Raw genomic sequence first — 17,593 nt, forward strand, 5'->3', positions numbered from 1 at the left:
TCATGAACGCCCAGGGAATGGATGCCACCTACCACCGCCTCACCCAACACCTGCCGGCGCCCCTCCGCCAGTACGGCGGAACCCTGCCCCATCGGCTCGGACTCACGAGATGGAAGGACGGCTGCTGGGAGGACTTCTGGGTGCTCGACATCAACCGGGATCTGCCTGGCTACGTGGCGGAGGATCCGGACCGGCCGGGCCACCTGCTCGTTCCAAGGGAGGCGCTCGCGCACTACCGCGCGGCGCACCACTGCGCCGCGATCCATGGCCTCATCGCAGACCGTCTGGTGGACCGGCAGGTCGCACCGGACGTGGGCATGTTGGTGTACCGCGGCGTCTTCCTGCGCTCGTGGGAGCACGAGCTCGCGGCGGCACTCGACAACCGGCGGCTCGCGCGTCAGGCGCTGGCGCAGGCCCTGGTCTCGCTGCGCAGGGGCACCGCGCTGGAGTTGAAGACGATGGCGCTGCGGCGGATGGACGTGGCCACCTACGCCGTGCAGACGCGCGAGAAGTTGCGGTGGGGCGGCACCGGGGCGGTATGCCTTCTGAGGCACGCAGGGCAGCCCGAGCGCGCCGCCCTGCTCGAGCGCAGCTACGACCGGTTCTGCTTCGCGCTGCAGTGCCTGGACGATGCCCTGGACTGCGAGGAGGACGAGCGCACGCGGGGCACCAGCATCCCGGCGGTGCTGGGGTTGCCGGAGGGGGCGCTGGTCCGAGCGCTGCCCTTCCTCATGGAGTCAGCGATCGCCCTGGCGGAGCAGGCCCGCCTGGTACGGCTGTCCACCTGGATGCGGGGGTTCGCCCGGCTGGTGGGGGGAATCCAGCCGGACGGCGTCCCCGCCCACAACGAGGAAGCGGGCCGTCGGCTCGCCTCCACCGCGGAGGAGGTCCTATGACGGCCCGACACATCGGCTACGCGCGCAAGCTCGTGATGGATGAGATGCGCATCCCGCCGGGAATCCTGAAGATGTATGGGAGCAAGGTCCTGGTCGTCTGGCGTGGGCCCCCGCTCGAAGGCAAGGAGCCGGCGGCCACGCTGGGTTCGCTGACGCTCTACGTCCTGGAGCCCGAGGAGGTGCCGGATGCCGGCAATGCCTCCCTGGTGTCCGCAGAACCAGTGCTGTGCGCCCGGCGCGGCCGGCAGTCGCAACTCCTGGCCCGCGCTGGAATCGACGTGCGCGTCGGCATCGACGACGAGGTCTGCACGCCCGACTTCCTTGGACAGCGACAAGACGCGCTGAAGGCGATGAACGCCCCCCGGGAGCTCCTCCTGGAAGAGACGGGGGTGCCCCCCAAGACGCCCCCGGCGGTCCTGCAGCACGAACCGGAGCTGTTCGTCTCGGCATTGGATCTCATCGGGCTGTCCCGGGTGCGTGCGCTCCAGAAGGGCATGCCCGCCAAGGTGCGCGTCGCCATCCTCGATGAATCCTTCGCGGGCCTCCCGCCCAACCAGGGCTACCCTGCGCCTGTCTTCCGCGGACTGCGGCGTCCGCGGCCCGCACTGACCACTTTCGCCCCCACCATGGAACACCACGGGACGCGGATGGCGGTGGCCCTCCAGGAGGCCCTGGGCGAAGGCGTGGAGCTGGGCCTGTACCGCATGGTGCCGCACGAGGCGGACGTCCACAGCTCGTGGATCGCCCCCGCGGACGTGGCGCTCACGCTGGCCCATGCCATCCAGGATTGGAAGGCGGACGTCGTGCTCATCCCCATGGGGGATGGGCTCTGGGGCACGCCGCGCTACCTCCAGGCGGTGCTTCGCGAGGCCCGGCGCGTCGGCCGCGACGGCAAGGGCGTCCCCATCGTCTGCGCCACGGGGGACACCACCTGGAACCACGACCAAGGGAGTGCCATGTCCTATGCCATGGGCGCGGACGAGCTGCATGCGCAGCCCTGGGTGATGGCTGTCACCGCCACGGATACCGCGGGACGGTGGTACCGGCGCTTCGACCGAACGCGAACCGGTCCCATCGGCAGGTTCGGGCCCTCGGTGACGCTCAGCGCCCCGGGAGAGCTGTACCGGCTGGGCATGCTGCAGGAGCGGCTGGCGGACGACACGAGCATCGCCTCCGCGCTCGTCGCGGGGGTGGCGGCGGCGGTGCTGCGCCAGGCGCCCGGGCTCGACGCGGACGAGGTGCGCGCACTTCTCCAGTGGACGGCGGACCTCCCACCTGTCGTGGACGGAGGGCCGGGCCCCGCGTCCGAGTCCTTCAACGAGTGGGATCGGCTGGGCCACAACCTGAAGCTGGGCGCCGGGCGCGTCAACGCGCTGGCCGCCGCGCTGGCCGCCACGGACCCGGTCTGCGCCGCCGTGCTGCTCACACGCCCCCGCCCCGGCCCCATTCCAACCCGCGGCGTAGCCGAGTCCGATCCCGCGATGCTGCGCGCACTCGCGTGGCTCGGATGGACTCGGAAGGCGCACGCCGACTTCCCCACCCCCTGGCGGGTGTTGCTGGACGCCTACCTCCAGGTGCGCGGCGCTCTCGCCCGGCTGGTGCTCCACTCCTGGCGGTGGCGGGAGGCCCTCATGTGGCTGGCCCGGCACCTGATGGCCTTGTGGGCGACGGATGGAGAGCTGCTGGATCCCGAAGGCGAGCGAGACCATGGAGCCCTCCTGCGGCGCACGCACTACATGCTGGACGCGCTGCACGCTGAACTGGAATCTCCGGCCTTCCAGCGGGAAGCCGAGGCGCTTCTCCCGTGGGTGACCCTGATGGAGACGGCCCTGCGCGAGGTATCCGGTAGCCAGCTTCAGCGGTTCCTGTTCGCCTTCAACAAGGGGCCGTTCGAGTCTCGGTGGATTCCCGCCTTTCCCCGAGGCAACGACCTGGTGGCGCCGCAGACCCACGACGCCCCCAAAGAGAGGCTGGAGTAGCCTGAAGCAATGCCCTCCTCCGGCAACGTCCCCTGGCGACAATCCAGGCCCGTGACGTGGCTCGCCGTGACCGCGGTGGCCCTGCTGCTGGCAGTGGCCGCCGCGGCCGCGGTGAACGCCTGGCGCAGCTTCGCAGAGCCCTTCCCCGGGCTCTTCGTGGATCCGTACGCGGACTTCTCCAACGTCTCCATGCCGGCCTGGGCGCAGGAGGGGCTGCCGCTCAAGTATCCCGACCGGCTCGTCGCCATCGAAGGCCAGGCATTGCCGCGCGACCGCGCCTTTCCCTCGCAGGCCGCCGCCGCGCGCATCGCCGCGCTCGCGCGGGATGGGGCCACGGAAGCACGGCTCACCTTCTCCACGTCCGAAGGCCCGCGCGAGGTGCGGCGCCCCCTGCTGGAGCTGGGCACCAACGAGGTGGGCTTCTTCTTCGGCTTCTACGCCGTGGTGGCGCTCTTCCTTCTCTGGACGGGAGGCGTGGTGCTGGTGATGGCGGGACACCGCCCGGGCGCACGCGCCTACGCCGCGTGGACGGTGGGCGCGTACCTGCTCTTCCTGACGTTTTACGACTACCACACGACAGCGGGGCTCCCGGCGGCCTTCTCCCTGGGCGGCGTGGGCTTCGACCTGGGCTTCCTGTGGCTGGCCTATGCCTTCCCCGAGCCCCCGAAGCGCGGGCGCGCGGTGCTGCGCACGGTGCTGCTGGCGGTGACGGCCTGGGGCGTGGGCGCCGCGGTGTGGATGGTGGTCGCGCCATGGCTGGGGCATGACGCGTCCACCACGCGCCAGGTCGTGGGCCAGGGCGTCCCGGCCAGCATGGCCGTGCTGCTGCTCTCCATCGTGCTGCGCCTGGGCCGGGGCAGCGGGCGGGAACGCGCCGAGCTGCTGTCCGCCGCCTGGGGACTGGCCGCCGCGCCCGCGACGCTGGCCGTGGGCTTCTTCGTGGCGCTCGCGTCCGGCAGCGGCGTGGTGCACCTGTTCGTTCCCTTCGTCATCCCGCTGCTGCCGCTGTCCATCGGCTTCGCGCTGGTGCGCCACAACATCCTGGAGACGGACGTGGTGCTGTCGCGGCGACTGCTCGCGGGGCCCATCGTCCTGGCTTCGCTGGGCGGCGCGCTCCTGACCTGGCTCGCCCTGCGGCTGCTGGTGCGCGAGGGCGTGGAGACATGGCTCCCCACCCTCCTCTCCGTCCCCGTGCTGGTGGGCGGGTTCATGGCCTGCAACCGCCTGACGCTGTGGCTGTTCTTCCCAGCCGCGTCGCAATTCCGCCCCAGCATCGAACAGCTCAGCGACCAGCTCTCCAGTCTCCACGAACTGCCCGCCATCCGTCAGGCCGTGGAGGCGGTCGTGTCCCGCTGGCTGCCCACCAGCGGCCCCGTGCGCGTGCTGGAGGCGCGAGAGCTGCCGTCGGTCCCCAACCTCCCCGAGGACGCGCTGGAGCGGCTCAACACGGGCCAGCACGTGTGGACGTTGGAGACGCCGTGGCAGCGCCTGCTCGTGGTGCCCATGCGTTCCCTGGGACGGCTGCGCGGCGTGCTGCTGCTGCCCCCCAAGCACCAGGCCGCCCTCTACACCAGCGAGGACCTCACGCTGCTGGCCACCATCGCGAGCCTGGGCGCGGTGTCGCTGCACCACGCCGAGGCGCTGAAGGAACTGGAGGCCCTGCGTCGCAGCGACGTGGAGGCCACGCGCGACGAGAAGCGGTTCACACTCGGCCTGCTGGGCGCCGAGCTGTCGCACGAAATCGCCTACCCGCTGAACTTCTTCCGCTACCTGCTCAAGCGCAGCGGCAAGGGCCACACGTTGGAGCCCCAGGACGTGGAGATTGGCAGCGAGGAGGTGGCGCGGCTGGAGCGGATGCTCGCCACGCTGCGCAAGCTGAAGTCTCCCGCGCCACAGCTCGCGCCGGTGCCGCTGGTGGGTCCGCTCAAGCGCGCGCTGGAGCTCATCCGCGAGCCCGTGGAGGAGAAGCGGCTCTCCGTGTCCGTGGAGGTGCCGGAGGACCTAGTGGTGCTGGCGGATCCGGACATGGTGCTCCAGGTGTTCGCCAACCTGCTGCGCAACGGGGCACAGGCAGTGGAGCCCGGGGGATGTCTCGGCGTGAGCGCCTCGCTGGAGGAAGGGGCCGTCCAGTTGAAGTGCTGGGACTCAGGGCCCGGAGTGCCCGAGGCGCTGCGCGACAGCATCTGGAATCCGTGGGTGACGACCAAGGAGGGCGGCTCCGGGCTGGGGCTGGCCATCACCCAGCGGCTGGTGAGCAGCCTGGGGTGGCGCATCAGCCTGGAGCGGAAGGAGGAGCGCACGTGCTTCTGCGTTCACGTGCCGGAGCGTGCGCGCCTGACTCCTCCCGCGGAGCAGAACTCCGCCGCTTCGAGCGCCTGACCGCTCGGAGCCGGTTTCACCGCCCCTGAAACGGTCCAACTTCCGGAGCGCGAAAACGAAAAAGGCCGGCTGCCACAGGGGCAACCGGCCTTTCTCTTCTTGGAGCCGACATCCGGATTTGAACCGGAGACCTACTGATTACGAATCAGTTGCTCTACCAACTGAGCTATGTCGGCGCACCGAAAGTGGCGCGTAAGTACCATCCGCATCCGGACCCGGCAAGGAGTTTTTCCGCGCCTTTTCAAGCGCCCTCCTCCACGCCCGCTTCTATCCCCCAGAAGCCCTGACATCCATGACACGGTGCATCTGTTGGGGTGACACACCGCGTCGGCTAAGCCCGCGACTTTTCTCCCTAATTTGGAGAAATGGCCTTCCGCCAGACTGGTTGAATCCCCGTGGCGGCTGTGCTCATAAGGGCGCCGCTTTCCCCAGTGGCCCCCATCCGGGTGGGCCCTCAAGGAGCACGTTCCATCATGGCCAGCGAAGAGACTTTCATGCGCGCCCCGGCCCCTACGCCCAAGCGCACCATCTACACGGAGGCGATGGAGATCTTCAATTACGCGGCGGATCTCATCGGCCTGGACAAGCGGGTGCGTCTGGAGCTCGAAGAGCCCGACTACGAGCACATCTTCTACGTCACCGCGAAGCTCAAGGACCGGCTCGTGCCGCTGTCCCAGGACGCGGCGAAGTCCTTCGCCGACCTGTCCGTCACCCAGGTGCGCAACCCCGAAGGCCTGGAGCGCCTGGCCAACGGCAACATCATCCTGAACGGCCGCGCCCTGCTGGGCTCCGACGTGGCCATCCGCCACGGCCACCTGCGCCTGCCGGACGGGCTGGTGTACCAGCTGGTCCCCGGTGAGTCGCAGCGCTTCAAGGCCTACCGCGTCCAGCACAACCAGGCCCGTGGCCCCTACAAGGGCGGCCTGCGCTACCACCGCGAGGTGTCGCTGGACCTCTTCAAGGCGCTCGCCGCGGAGATGACCTGGAAGACGGCCATCGCGGAGGTGCCCTTCGGCGGCGGCAAGGGCGGCATCCAGCTGGATCCGCGCGAGTACGGCCGCGAGGAGATCGAGGCCATCACCCTGCGCTTCATGTACCGGCTCAAGAGCCTCATCGGGCCGAACATCGACATCCCGGCGCCGGACGTGGGCACCAACCCGGAGATCATGGCGCTCTTGTACCGCCAGTTCTCCGACGGTGAGCGCGAGCGCCACAACCTGCGCGGCATCGTCACCGGCAAGGACGTGCGCATCGGCGGTTCGGAAGGCCGCGGCAAGGCCACCGGCCAGGGCGTCGCGTTCTGCATCGAGGACTACTACGCCGACCGCGGCGAGAGCGTGAAGGGCAAGACCTTCGTCATCCAGGGCTTCGGCAACGTGGGCAGCCACGCCGCCATCATCCTGGGGAACATGGGCGCGCGCCTGCTCGCGGTGAACGACGCCGACGGCTCCATCTTCAACGGCGACGGCATCGACGTGAACGCGCTGGCCGCCTACGTGGCGGACCCCAAGAACCTCAAGCGCTCCGTCGTGGGCTTCCCCGGCGCCCAGCGCATCGAGAAGAAGGACCTGTGGGACGTGCAGGCGGACATCCTCGTCCCCGCGGCCCTCGGTGGCGAGATCACCGCGGACGTCGCGGAGCGCCTCAAGGTCAAGCTCATCGCGGAAGGCGCCAACGGCCCCACCACTCCGGAGGCCGACCGCGTCCTGCAGAAGCGCGGCATCGAGCTCATCCCGGACATCATCGCCAACGCCGGCGGCGTGACGGTGTCCTACTACGAGTGGATCCAGAACAAGCGCATGGAGCGCTGGAGCGAGGCGGAAGTCGATCAGCGCCTCGAGCGCGCCATGAAGCGCAACTACCGCATCATCCGGGACATCTCGCGCAACCAGCCGCGCAAGACGGAGATGCACGACAGCCGCCCGTACTGCATCGGGAAGCCGGTGGACAGCCGCTGCGCCGCGATGATCCTCGCGCTCAAGCGCATCGAAGCCCACTACCTGCTGGAAGGCTTCTCGCAGTAACCGGCCTCACCGATTCCCGCGTCGCCCCCCGGGGCACGGTGTCTTCCCGCTTCAATGGGGGAAGGGCCGTGCCCCGCGGTGTTTCAGTGCATCACCCGCTCGCGGTCCACCAGGAGCAGCGGCGCGTCGTCCAGGGTCTCGTAGGCCACGATGCGCAGGCCCACCCCGCGGCTGTTGCCGGGCCGCCCGTCCTTGCGGCCGAAGGCCAGCGCCACCTGGTAGCGGACCTCGCACAGGCACGTCATCTCCGTGCCGTCCTCGCCCGCGAACGTCACCTTCAGCTTCTCGCCCAACCCCAGCGAGTCGCGCACCTCGATGAACATGCCCCGCGCGCTGATGTTGCGGCCGATGCCCCGCATCATCCCGTCCTGCGTGGACAGGTACACGGTAAAAATCTTATCAAAGCGCAGGTTGGAGCGGCGTTCCTGGGGCTGCGTGTTCATGCGGGGAGGGCTCCGAAACAGGTGGGGACAGGGGCAAACTACACGGTAGCCAGATGTAGGCAAATAATCACCTACATCCACCCTGACGCACCATGACGCACCATGTCCCGTTTCACGGGAAAGCGCTGCCCCCCGCGCGGCCGGGATGGCACCATCCCCGGGCTGTCCCTCCCCCTTTTTCCGGAGTTTCCCGCCGTGAATCGCATCCTGGCCGCCGCCTTCGCCCTCCTTGTGCCCACGCTCGCCCTGGCCGACGTCGACTCGCGCTTCGCGAAGCTGCGTGACGAGTCCGAGCCCCTGGGCGGACTGGGGGCCTTCCTGGAGAAGTACGTGGGCGAGTGTGACGGGGCGCTCGTGGATCCGCGGTGCAAGCAGCAGGCGGAGGCCTTCCGCAAGAAGTACACGGGCAAGCGCCTGTACATGATCGTCACCGAGGACGACGCGGGCATGCTGTCCCCGGGCGACTTCAACCCCGGCACCAACGAGTTCACCATCAACATCACGCCCTTCTTCTCGGGCGGGAAGTACGGGCTCTGCCACGGGGCGCCGAAGAAGACGGACGCGCAGGGCAACCCGGTGATGAACTACCTCACGGTGAGCGGCACGGCGCCGGACATGTGGAACGGCGGCACGTTCAACCGCATGTTCATGGCTCGGGGCGTGCGCGCGCAGGTCGTCTTCACGCCGCAGTCGGTGTGGTCGCTGCCCAAGAAGGGCGGCGGGAAGCACTACGGCGTCAACGCCCGCATCGAGGCCGTCCTCGTCACCGAGGGCCGCACCGGCAACCAGCTGGGGCTGTGGCTCAACGGCAAGGACGCGGGCGGCAGGTAGCGCGCCCGACTTCGGGGGCCGGTTCAGCGGGCGATGGCGATGTACTGGAGCGCGTCGCCCCGCTGGACGCGCAGGAGGATGCTGGCCCCGGCGCTGCCCCGCTCCAGGGCGGCCTTCACCGCTGCGGCATCCTTCACGCGGCGGCGGTTCACCTCCATGACGACGTCGCCCGCGCGCAGGCCGGCCTGCTCCGCCAGGCTGCGCGGCACCACGCCGGACACGAGCGCGCCCAGGAAGGCCTCGTAGCCCAGGGGCGCGGCCACCTCCGGCGTCAAATCCCGCAGCACCAGCCCCAGATCATTCGCGCTGCTGCCGCCCCGCTGGGAGAGCCCCTCCGTGGCCTCCTGCGCGGGCCGGGCGACGAGCCGCACCGCCACCTCCTGGGTGCCGCCGTCGCGCAGCAGCGTCAGCTTCGCCTCCGTGCCCGGGGCCAGCAGCGCCACCTTGCGCAAGAGCTGGAGGTAGCTGCCAATGGGCCGGCCGTTCACCGCCACCAGCCGGTCCCCGGGGCGGATGTGCGCCTGGGCGGCGGGGCTGCCGCGGTAGACGTCCTTCACCACCGGCGCCGTGGCGGTGGCGTCCGCGCCGTCCTCGTTGATGACGACGCCCAGCCAGCCGCGCTCCAGCTTCCCGTTCTCCCGCAGGTTGGGCAGCAGGTCCTTCACCAGGTTGATGGGCACCGCGAAGCCAATGCCCTGCCCTTCGCTGATGATGGCGGTGTTCACGCCAATCACCTCGCCCTTCATGTTGAAGAGCGGGCCGCCGGAGTTGCCGGGGTTGATGAGCGCGTCCGTCTGGATGAAGTCGTCGAACTGGCCCACGCCCAGCACGCGCTCCTTCGCCGAAATCATGCCGTGCGCCACCGAGTGGTCCAGGCCGAAGGGGTTGCCGATGGCCACCACCCAGTCCCCCACCTCCAGCGCGTCGGAGTCGCCCAGGAACACCGCGGGCAGCGTCCCCAGCCCGGCGCCGTTCAGCTTGAGGAGCGCCACGTCCGTGGACGCGTCGCGGCCCACCACCTCCGCGGGGAACTCGCGGCCGTCCGCCAGCCGCACGGACACCTGCTGCACCGGCACCTCGCGGGGGCCGTCCCTGCCCGGCGTGACGCCGGAGCCGGTGGGGTTCACCGCCGGGCCCTGCGCGTTGGCCACCACGTGGTTGTTGGTGACGACGAGCCCGTCGGGCGTCAGCACGAAGCCAGAGCCGGTGGAGCGCTTCACCGCGCCCGCCACCGCGCCGGGCCCCACCGTGGTGATGTTCACCACGCCCGCCTCCACCGCGCGGATCAGCGGCGCCAGCGACGTGGGCGGCGTGAAGTGGGGCAGGCCCGCGTAGCCCGCGGGGCGCTCGCGCCACAGCGAGGACACGCCCGCGGTCACCGGGGCGTCCCCCGCCGCGGGCGTCGGGGAGGCAAACCAGGCCAGGTGCTCGCGCACCCGGGCCTGGAGCCAGGGCTTGAGCGGATCCTCGGCGGCTCCCGCCACCGGGGCGAGCGCCACCACGCAAAGGACGCTGAACAGTCGGACGGACACGGGGCGGCAGCTTACACGGCGGGCCATGGCGTCAGGGCCCAACAGACCGGTGGCCTCCACCCTTCCCGGCCCGCGACTCCCGTGGGTCGCGGGCCCGGAGGGACGTCAGGCGTGGCCTCTCAAGCCTGGGCCGGGGCCACGTACCGGGCCACCTTCACCCGGGCGGGGCGGATGATGCGGTCCTTCAGGCGGTAGCCCGCGCGGAACTCGGCGACCACCTTCTGGTCGTCCGCCGGGACGGGCGTCACCTCCATGTCCGCCGCCTCGGCCAGGTTCGGATCAAAGGGGCGCCCCACCACCTGGAGGCGCTCGATGCCGGTGGCCTGGGCCTTGGACAGCAGGCTGTCGCGGATCATCCGCACGCCCTGCACCACGGGGGACGTGTCCTGCTGGCTGGCGTTGAGCACCAGGTCCAGCTCGTCAATGGCCTCCAGCAGCGTGCGGGCCACGTTGCCGCGCTCCACGTCGAGCATGCGCTCGCGCTCGCGGGTGATGCGCTGCTTGAACTCCTCGCGGTCCTTGGTGAGGTCCTGGAGCCCCCGGGCCAGCTCGTTCACCCGGCGGCGCGCCGACTCCAGCTCCGCCTGGAGCCGCGCCACCTCGCCATCCTGGGCGGCCTCGGCCTGCGTGTCGGAGCCGGCCGCCTCCACCTGGGTGTCGGAGGGGGCCTGCGTCTCCGGGGTCTCGTCGCTGCGGGGATTGCCGTCCATTGTCGAACCTGCGCCAGGGGTTGGAAGAAGCGAACCTCGATGAGCGGCGCGAACGTAACCGCGAGGACGGTCCTGTCAACGCGCCTAGTGGTTGGACGGGGCCTGGGGCGGCGCTTCCGCCATGAAGCCGTGATCCACCTGCCCGGTCACCTCGTCGATGATCTCCACCTGCGCGGCTCGAAGGGAGTAGTAGAGGAGCCACCGCTCGGCGGCCGTCAGCGTCCCCGCGGGCAGCGCCTCCTCGATCTCCTGCACCGTGAGCCGGCCGTCCTTCAGGCCCTTGGCGAACAACGCTTTCCGCGCGACGTAGCTCTTTCCAATGCGGTTCTCCACGGCGACGCCTCCTTGTCGTTGGAAAGTAATTTCGCCCACCGGTCACCGCAGGCTGGCGGTGGATCCGGTGGGCGAAGGGCTGCCCGGAGGGCAGGCAGGCTGGCTCTATGAGTCGAGCTTGCCTTCGGCGTGCTGCGTGGGCGGCACCACCGGCTCGGACTCCGTGCCCCCCACGGGGTGCGCGGAGATGACCGTGCGCGCCTCCGGGTGGAGCAGGCCGCGCTGCGCCTGCACCTTGGGCCCCAGGATGGTGATCATCGCCTCCTCCTCGATGACCTCCGTCGCCAGGAGCCGCGCCGCCAGGGCCTCCACCTTCTCGCGGTTCGTGTGGAGGACCTCCCGGGCGCGATCCAGCGCCTCGGAGACCATCTTGCGGACCTCGTCGTCGATCATCCGCGCCGTCTGCTCGGAGTAGCTGCGCGACTCCGGCAGGCCCGCGGACCGCAAGAACCCCGGCCCCTGCTCACCGCTCAGCGCCACCGGACCCAGCGTGCTCATGCCGTAGTCGCGGACCATCATCTTGGCGATCTCCGTCGCCTGCTTGATGTCGTTGGACGCGCCGGTGGACACCTCGCCGATGAAGATTTCTTCCGCCGCGCGGCCGCCCATCATGCCGGCCATCTTGTCGCGCAGCTCGTCGAAGGACATGAGGTAGCGGTCCTCCAGCGGCAGCGACATGGTGTAGCCCAGCGCCGCCAGGCCTCGCGGGATGATGGACACCTTGGTCACCCGCTCGGCGTAGGGCAGCATCCAGCCCACCACCGCGTGGCCCGCCTCGTGGTGCGCGACGATCTCCTTCTCGCGCTCGTTCATGCGGCGGTTCTTCTTCTCCAGGCCCGCCACCACGCGCTCGATGGCCTCCTCGAAGTCCGCCCGCATCACCGCGTCGCGGTTCTTGCGCGCGGCGAGCAGCGCCGCCTCGTTCACCACGTTGGCCAGGTCCGCGCCGGCGAAGCCCGGCGTGCGCGAGGCAATCACCTTGAGGTCCACGTCCTGGCCCAGCTTCACGCCCTTGGCGTGGATCTCCAGCACCCGCTCGCGGCCGCGCTTGTCCGGGCGGTCCACCAGCACCTGCCGGTCGAACCGGCCCGGGCGCATCAGCGCGCTGTCCAGGATCTCCGGGCGGTTCGTCGCCGCCAGGATGATGAGGCCCGCGCGGCTGTCGAAGCCGTCCATCTCCGCGAGCAGCTGGTTGAGCGTCTGCTCACGCTCGTCATGGCCGCCGGCCACGCCCGAGTTGCGGCTCTTGCCGATGGCGTCCAGCTCGTCGATGAAGATGATGCACGGCGCCTTCGCGGTGGCCTGGGCGAAGAGGTCGCGGACGCGGGCCGCGCCCACGCCGACGAACATCTCCACGAACTCCGAACCGGAGAGGTTGAAGAAGGGCACGCCCGCTTCACCCGCCACGGCCCGCGCGAGCAGCGTCTTGCCCGTGCCCGGAGGGCCCACGAGCAGCACGCCCTTGGGGATGCGGCCGCCCAGGCGGCGGAACTTCTCCGGCGTCTTGAGGAACTCGACGATTTCGCGGAGCTCGTCCACGGCCTCGTCCACGCCGGCCACGTCCTTGAAGCCCACGCCGGTGTCGGCCTCCGCCTGCACCTTCGCGCGCGTCTTGCCAAAGGACATGACGCTCTGCGGGCCCTGGCCCATGCCGCCGGACATCCGGCGCATCATGAAGCTCCAGAAGAGGATGAGCAGGCCCATGGGAATGAGCCAGATCCACAGCACCTCACTGAAGCTGGACTGCGGCACGGCCTCGAACTGGATGCCCTTCTGCTCCAGCAGGGGCACCAGGCCCTCGTCACCCGGGACGCGGTAGGCCATCCACGGCAGGGCGCTGGGCTCGCTGCGCAGCGTGCCGCGCTCGCCCGGAGGAGGCTGGGCGTTCTCCTTGAGGAAGCCCTTCACCCACTCGTTTGAAATCTGCACGCGACTGAACTGATTGTTCTCCACCGCGTCGCGCAGTTGGCTGTACGACACCCGGCGCACGCCCGCGTCCTGAAACACGTTCCGGAACAGCAGGAACCCCAGGACGAGCAGGAGGATGTAGCCCAGTGGTGAGCCGAACTTGAACCCACCTTTCGTGGGTGTTGGCTTGTCGCTCTTCTTTCCGCGCGGGCCCATCCCCGGCGGCAGGTCCTGTGGCTTCATCGTCGGCACGCTCGCCCTCCCCCTCCCCCGTACACACCGACACCATGTCGTGTGACGGTTCCCTCAGCCGGCCAAAGATGGTCACCCCCGCCAAGCCGTCAACCGCCGGGCGTGATCGGATGACGACGAACGGGGTCGGGACTGTCCGATCAGCGGCAGTCGACGCGGACCAGGGGCTCGCCCGCGAACTCACTGCCCAACAGGTAGCCGCGGCCGTCCTGGAGGAACGTCACGGCCTCCGACTGGGCCTGGCTGGCGCCGGGCACCTCCACCACCTGCGCCTGGACGAAGTCCGCCAGCCGCTTCGCGTCCGGGCGGCGCAGCTCCCACACGCGGGTGTACGTGCGCACCAGCAGGCGCTCGCCGGAGGGGTGCAGGGCGGCGGCGGTGGACAGGCGGTCCACGTCATCCGGCACGCGCAGGGTGCCCAGCTTGCGAGCCTTGCCCGTGGCGCCGGGCTTCAGGCCCTCCACCGCGTACAGGTCGCCCAGGGACGCGCGCGTCTTGGTGAGGATGCCCACCTGCCCGGAGCGGCTGTCGACGATGAGCGACTCGGCGTCATGGGCGCCGTCCTCGTAGGTGAAGGGCAGCGCCTCCACCGGGAGCGAGGCGTTGGTGACGGACGCGGGCTCCGGCAGCCGGAACAGGCGCACCTCCTTGCGCCGCTCGAAGTTGTCGCCGGTGTCCGCCAGGAAGATGCAGGACTCGTTGCCGCCAGGGGCGCACGGGCCCACGGCGATGTCCTCGATGTCGCGGGGGTCCGCGCCGGTGAGGCTCAGCGTGGCCTTCACCGCGCCCGTCTCGTCCAGGGCGAACAGCTCGAAGGCGTTGTTGGAGTCGTTGTGTCCCCAGAAGATGCCCGGGTGGCGCTGGCTGGCGGCCAGGCCGGACAGCTCCGGGACCTGGCGGGGCACGGCGCCCGTCTGGCGGCCGTCCGAGTAGAGCAGGCAGCCCTCGAGCCCCGTGGCGGGCACCTGGTTCATGCCGGCGTCCGGGGCGCTGGAGCCCGTGGGCGTGGGACGGGAGCTGGAGCAGGCGGCGGACAGCAGGAGGCCCGCGGCGGCGACGAGACGCGTGGCGGGGCGCACGGTCAGTGGTCCAGGTCCAGCAGCCGGGCCAGGGTCTTCGCGTCCGCGTCCGGGAAGCGGTACTGGCCCATCTCCTCCAGCGCCACCCAGCGGTGGTCATGCACGCGCAGGTGGTGGATCTCCGCGTCCGGGTGGCTCAGGCGGCAGCGGAACACCCGGAAGTCGATGTCGTAGGTCGGGTACTCGTGGTGGGTGTGCATGACCTGCTCGAGCACCTGGATCTGGACCCCCATCTCCTCCAGCAGCTCGCGGGCGAGCGCCACCGTGTCCTGCTCCCCCTCCTCCACCCGGCCGCCCGGGAACTCCCATAGGAGGGGCAGCGACGCGGTGGGCGGACGCTGGGTGATGAGGTAGCGACCCATCTCGTTCTGGAGCATCGCGCCGACGACGCGCACGTGACGACGGGTCATTTACTTCTCCTCGATTGGAGTCCCAAAGATGGCAGACAGGGTGCGGCGGCGTAACACAGCCCCTGTCCGGCGCCAATGCGCAAGGCCCCTCCTGGGCAGCAGCGTGCGCACGGCCGGGACGCGGGGCCACCCCACCCGGCCCCGTCGTCCAGGGGCGGGGGCCAGGGCCGCGAAAGCGGGGCTCCGGAAGGCCCGGAGGGGCCTGGACCCTCCTGGCTCCTGGGGGAAGCGGGCTGTTGGGGACTTCACGTCCCGGGGAGGCGCTCCCCGGCCGGGCCGCCGTCCGCGAGGGGTGCGTGTGGGATTCAAGTGACGTGCGGGCCGGATGGCGCCATGCTCGGGGGATGACACAGAGTCGGAGAGAGCGGGCCGAAGCGCTTGGCGCCGCGCTGAAGGCAGCGCGGCAGCAGGCGGGGCTCTCCATGGAGGAAGTCGCGGAGCATCTGGAACTGGGCGTGGAAGTCCTGGCCCGCGTCGAGCGAGGGGTGATGGTCCCCACCATCCCCACGCTGAGCCGGCTGTGCGCCCTGATGAAGCTGGACCCGGACAGTCTGCCGGACCTCCCGGAGCTGAGTGATTGACGCGTCTGGCGGGCCCCTCCCCGGCCCGCCGGCGCGTCGCCCGTCTCTTCAGCCCAGCCGCCCCACGAGGTGCGGCTTCCCCTCCTCCGACAGCACCCGGAACGCCACGCCCGCGGACTCGCGAGCCGTCTGGAACGTCACCCGGGACGGAAGGAGGAGGGGCTTCTTGAAGTCGCAATCCAGCTGGAGCGCGTCCGCGTGGGCCGCCTCGCCCAGCTCCGCCACGCAGCGCGCGAGCGTCCACATGCCGTGCGCGATGGCGCGAGGGAAGCCGAAGGGCTTCGCGGTGAGGGCGGTGAGGTGGATGGGGTTGAAGTCACCGGAGGCCCGCGCGTAGCGGCGCCCGGTGTCCGCGGGGATGTTCCAGGCCGCGGGGCGGCTGGACGCGAAGCGCGTGTCGTCCGGCGGCGGGGCCTTGCGCGCGCCGTCCTTGTCCTTCCGCTCGGCGTGGCGGCGCAGCAGGGTGCTGACGGCCTGCCACAAGAGCTCGCCGGACTCCTGGGCTTCGACGCGCGTCTCGATGTCGAACTCGTGGCCGGCGGGCACTTCGCGCTGGCCGTCGAAGCGGCAGGCCACGGTGAGCGCGGCGGTGTCCGGCAGGCGGCGGTGCTGCTGGATGTGGTTGCGCACGTGCACGATGCCCATCGCGGAGTGCGGGAAGTCCGGCAGGCTCAGCAGCTGGAGGTGCAGCGGCGTGGCCATGACCTGCGGGTATGTGAGCGGCAGGAGGCCGTCGGCGTCGAAGCCGCACGCGGTCCGGTAGCGCTCCAGCAGCACGGGCGACGCGCGGCAGCCATGCGCCCGCAGCGTCAGGGCCGGCAGCGAGGTGCGGCCCCGGGACTTCCCGAAGGGATTCGCCGCGCGCAGCAGCGTGGCGGGCATCGCCGGGAGCGAGTGCAGGTCGAGGATGGGAGCGGACATGCGGCGGATTCTCCGACACCCGCTCCCGCCGCGCGCGGGATTTGTGAACCCCGCTCGCGTCAGCTCTTGAGCCCGTGCCGGCGCAGGAGCCGGTACAGGTAGACGCGGTCCATGTCCGCGGCGGCGGCGGCCTGGGACACCTTGCCTCCGTGCAGCTCGAGGAGCGCTTCGATGTAGTCGTGCTCGAAGGTCTCCAGCGCCCGGCGCCGCGACTCCGCGTACGTCAACGAGGCGTCCACCCTGCGAGGCACGGCGGGGGCCAGGGCGTTCACGGCATCCGTCGCCGTGGGGGGCAGCGCGCTCTGGAAGACGAGGCAGCGCTCCAGGTGGTTGCGCAGCTCGCGCACGTTGCCCGGCCAGGCGGCGCGCTGGAGCCGCGTGAGGAAGTCCGGCGTGGTGAGCTTCGCCAGCTGTTCGGGCGTGGCGCCCAGCCCCGCGAGGATGCGCTCGACGATGAGCGGGATGTCCTCCGTGCGCTCGCGCAGCGACGGGAGCGGGATGCCCACCACCGCGAGGCGGAAGAAGAGGTCCGCGCGGAAGCGGCCCTCCTGGACCTCCGCGCGCAGGTCGCGGTGCGTGGCCGCGATGACGCGCACGTTGACCGCCTGGTACGTGTTGGAGCCCAGGCGGCGGATCTCCCGGTTCTCCAGCACGCGCAAGAGCTTGGGCTGGAGCTCGGCGGGGAGCTCGCCGATCTCGTCCAGGAAGATGGTGCCTCCGTCGGCCTCCTCGAAGGCGCCCACGCGGCGCTGGATGGCGCCGGTGAAGGCCCCCTTCTCGTGACCGAACAGCTCGCTCTCCAGGAGGTTGGCCGGGAGCGCGCCGCAGTCCACGACGAGGAACGGCGCGTTCGCGCGAGCCCCTGCGCGGTGGATGGCGAGCGCCGCGCGGCTCTTGCCTGTGCCCGTCTCCCCTTCCAGCAGCACCGTGGCGTTGCACGCCGCCGCGCACGCCATGCGCTCGAAGCTGGCCCGCGCAGCGGCGGACGTGGCCACCAGCTCTCCGAAGGTCGCCTGCGCCGCGGCGGGCTCCTGCGTCACCGAGGGGAGCGCCTCCTCGGGCGCCGGAGCCACCTGCATCCCGTGTCGCGCGGACGAATGGCCCCCCGTGGATCCGCTCCGGCCCCGGGCTCGCGACTGACGCCACCGGACCCCGTCCACGTAGGTCCCTGGACGCTCATCCTGGGCCCGCGCGCGCGCGCCCTTCTGCTCCGACTTCATCTCGCAGTGGAAACGCGGCACGGCGGACTCCTCGCTCGGCAGGTTCATTGAGGAAACGGTTCCCCCCGGGACCGGTGACGGATGGTGGACCGCGC

General features: G+C 70.7%; 15 protein-coding genes and 1 tRNA gene. 6 read left to right on the top strand and 10 right to left on the bottom strand.

All coding sequences use genetic code 11. From position 1 onward, the window contains the following. The first annotated feature begins 2 nt into the window (after positions 1–2). The 3 genes from D7W82_RS40470 to D7W82_RS09345 are packed head-to-tail and all read left to right on the top strand — an operon-like array spanning position 3 to position 5,254. On the top strand, positions 3–896 hold the full coding sequence (locus D7W82_RS40470; protein WP_158617621.1) for a hypothetical protein: 894 nt from the start codon (positions 3–5) through the stop codon (positions 894–896). Then, positions 893–2,875, top strand: a complete 1,983-nt coding sequence (locus D7W82_RS09340) for a S8/S53 family peptidase (protein WP_158617622.1) — start codon at positions 893–895, stop codon at positions 2,873–2,875. Before D7W82_RS40470 ends, D7W82_RS09340 begins: the two co-directional genes overlap by 4 nt. Positions 2,876–2,926: 51 nt before the next feature. After that, the gene (locus tag D7W82_RS09345; protein WP_158617623.1) at positions 2,927–5,254 is read left to right on the top strand and encodes a PAS domain-containing sensor histidine kinase; all 2,328 of its coding nucleotides are present in this window, start codon (positions 2,927–2,929) and stop codon (positions 5,252–5,254) included. 100 nt (positions 5,255–5,354) lie between these two features. On the opposite strand, the gene D7W82_RS09350 is transcribed toward D7W82_RS09345, so the two are convergent. After that, positions 5,355–5,430 (bottom strand) — tRNA-Thr (locus D7W82_RS09350). 297 nt (positions 5,431–5,727) lie between these two features. Here D7W82_RS09350 and D7W82_RS09355 point away from each other — a divergent pair. Continuing rightward, the gene (locus tag D7W82_RS09355) at positions 5,728–7,278 is read left to right on the top strand and encodes a Glu/Leu/Phe/Val dehydrogenase (RefSeq protein ID WP_120618003.1); all 1,551 of its coding nucleotides are present in this window, start codon (positions 5,728–5,730) and stop codon (positions 7,276–7,278) included. 83 nt (positions 7,279–7,361) lie between these two features. On the opposite strand, the gene D7W82_RS09360 is transcribed toward D7W82_RS09355, so the two are convergent. After that, positions 7,362–7,721: a PilZ domain-containing protein gene (locus D7W82_RS09360; protein WP_120555309.1), complete on the bottom strand. Its 360-nt coding sequence runs from the start codon at positions 7,719–7,721 to the stop codon at positions 7,362–7,364. 195 nt (positions 7,722–7,916) lie between these two features. Between D7W82_RS09360 and D7W82_RS09365 the strand changes: the two genes are divergently transcribed. Beyond that, positions 7,917–8,552 carry a DUF6066 family protein gene (locus tag D7W82_RS09365; RefSeq protein ID WP_120618004.1) on the top strand — a complete coding sequence of 212 codons (636 nt, stop codon included), beginning with the start codon at positions 7,917–7,919 and terminating at the stop codon, positions 8,550–8,552. A 23-nt stretch (positions 8,553–8,575) separates the two neighbouring features. Here the strand turns inward: D7W82_RS09365 and D7W82_RS09370 are convergent, their stop codons facing one another. From D7W82_RS09370 to D7W82_RS09395, 6 genes are all read right to left on the bottom strand, one after another. Then, positions 8,576–10,111 carry a trypsin-like peptidase domain-containing protein gene (locus tag D7W82_RS09370; RefSeq protein ID WP_199727716.1) on the bottom strand — a complete coding sequence of 512 codons (1,536 nt, stop codon included), beginning with the start codon at positions 10,109–10,111 and terminating at the stop codon, positions 8,576–8,578. A 92-nt stretch (positions 10,112–10,203) separates the two neighbouring features. Then, the gene (locus tag D7W82_RS09375) at positions 10,204–10,794 is read right to left on the bottom strand and encodes a nucleotide exchange factor GrpE (RefSeq protein ID WP_120618006.1); all 591 of its coding nucleotides are present in this window, start codon (positions 10,792–10,794) and stop codon (positions 10,204–10,206) included. A gap of 84 nt (positions 10,795–10,878) precedes the next feature. Continuing rightward, positions 10,879–11,127 carry an RNA polymerase sigma factor region1.1 domain-containing protein gene (locus tag D7W82_RS09380; RefSeq protein WP_014396380.1) on the bottom strand — a complete coding sequence of 83 codons (249 nt, stop codon included), beginning with the start codon at positions 11,125–11,127 and terminating at the stop codon, positions 10,879–10,881. A gap of 105 nt (positions 11,128–11,232) precedes the next feature. Then, the gene (ftsH, locus tag D7W82_RS09385) at positions 11,233–13,278 is read right to left on the bottom strand and encodes an ATP-dependent zinc metalloprotease FtsH (protein ID WP_370450964.1); all 2,046 of its coding nucleotides are present in this window, start codon (positions 13,276–13,278) and stop codon (positions 11,233–11,235) included. 149 nt (positions 13,279–13,427) lie between these two features. Next, entirely contained in the window at positions 13,428–14,261 is an 834-nt protein-coding gene (locus D7W82_RS09390) for a hypothetical protein (RefSeq protein ID WP_120618029.1), read from the bottom strand. A 107-nt stretch (positions 14,262–14,368) separates the two neighbouring features. After that, positions 14,369–14,776, bottom strand: a complete 408-nt coding sequence (locus D7W82_RS09395) for a (deoxy)nucleoside triphosphate pyrophosphohydrolase (protein ID WP_120618008.1) — start codon at positions 14,774–14,776, stop codon at positions 14,369–14,371. Between the two features lie 344 nt (positions 14,777–15,120). On the opposite strand from D7W82_RS09395, the gene D7W82_RS09400 reads away from it, so the two are divergent. Further along, entirely contained in the window at positions 15,121–15,357 is a 237-nt protein-coding gene (locus tag D7W82_RS09400) for a helix-turn-helix domain-containing protein (RefSeq protein WP_043321491.1), read from the top strand. Positions 15,358–15,405: 48 nt separating this feature from the next. Here the strand turns inward: D7W82_RS09400 and D7W82_RS09405 are convergent, their stop codons facing one another. Further along, positions 15,406–16,278, bottom strand: coding sequence for a MaoC family dehydratase (locus tag D7W82_RS09405; RefSeq protein WP_120618009.1), 873 nt, complete (start codon positions 16,276–16,278; stop codon positions 15,406–15,408). 59 nt (positions 16,279–16,337) lie between these two features. Then, on the bottom strand, positions 16,338–17,546 hold the full coding sequence (locus D7W82_RS09410) for a sigma-54-dependent Fis family transcriptional regulator (protein WP_120618010.1): 1,209 nt from the start codon (positions 17,544–17,546) through the stop codon (positions 16,338–16,340). Positions 17,547–17,593: the final 47 nt, after the last annotated feature.

It is taken from the genome of Corallococcus sp. CA049B (genome assembly GCF_003611685.1).
Lineage (GTDB): Bacteria > Myxococcota > Myxococcia > Myxococcales > Myxococcaceae > Corallococcus > Corallococcus coralloides.

Excerpts from the sequence above, each read along its gene's own strand:
- D7W82_RS40470 (WP_158617621.1), top strand. The coding sequence starts at position 3 with ATGAACGCCCAGGGAATGGATGCCACCTACCACCGCCTCACCCAACAC.
- D7W82_RS09340 (WP_158617622.1), top strand. The coding sequence starts at position 893 with ATGACGGCCCGACACATCGGCTACGCGCGCAAGCTCGTGATGGATGAG.
- D7W82_RS09355 (WP_120618003.1), top strand. The coding sequence starts at position 5,728 with ATGGCCAGCGAAGAGACTTTCATGCGCGCCCCGGCCCCTACGCCCAAG.
- D7W82_RS09360 (WP_120555309.1), bottom strand. The coding sequence starts at position 7,721 with ATGAACACGCAGCCCCAGGAACGCCGCTCCAACCTGCGCTTTGATAAG.
- D7W82_RS09370 (WP_199727716.1), bottom strand. The coding sequence starts at position 10,111 with ATGGCCCGCCGTGTAAGCTGCCGCCCCGTGTCCGTCCGACTGTTCAGC.
- D7W82_RS09375 (WP_120618006.1), bottom strand. The coding sequence starts at position 10,794 with ATGGACGGCAATCCCCGCAGCGACGAGACCCCGGAGACGCAGGCCCCC.
- ftsH (WP_370450964.1), bottom strand. The coding sequence starts at position 13,278 with ATGAAGCCACAGGACCTGCCGCCGGGGATGGGCCCGCGCGGAAAGAAG.
- D7W82_RS09390 (WP_120618029.1), bottom strand. The coding sequence starts at position 14,261 with ATGAACCAGGTGCCCGCCACGGGGCTCGAGGGCTGCCTGCTCTACTCG.
- D7W82_RS09395 (WP_120618008.1), bottom strand. The coding sequence starts at position 14,776 with ATGACCCGTCGTCACGTGCGCGTCGTCGGCGCGATGCTCCAGAACGAG.
- D7W82_RS09400 (WP_043321491.1), top strand. The coding sequence starts at position 15,121 with ATGACACAGAGTCGGAGAGAGCGGGCCGAAGCGCTTGGCGCCGCGCTG.
- D7W82_RS09405 (WP_120618009.1), bottom strand. The coding sequence starts at position 16,278 with ATGTCCGCTCCCATCCTCGACCTGCACTCGCTCCCGGCGATGCCCGCC.
- D7W82_RS09410 (WP_120618010.1), bottom strand. The coding sequence starts at position 17,546 with ATGAACCTGCCGAGCGAGGAGTCCGCCGTGCCGCGTTTCCACTGCGAG.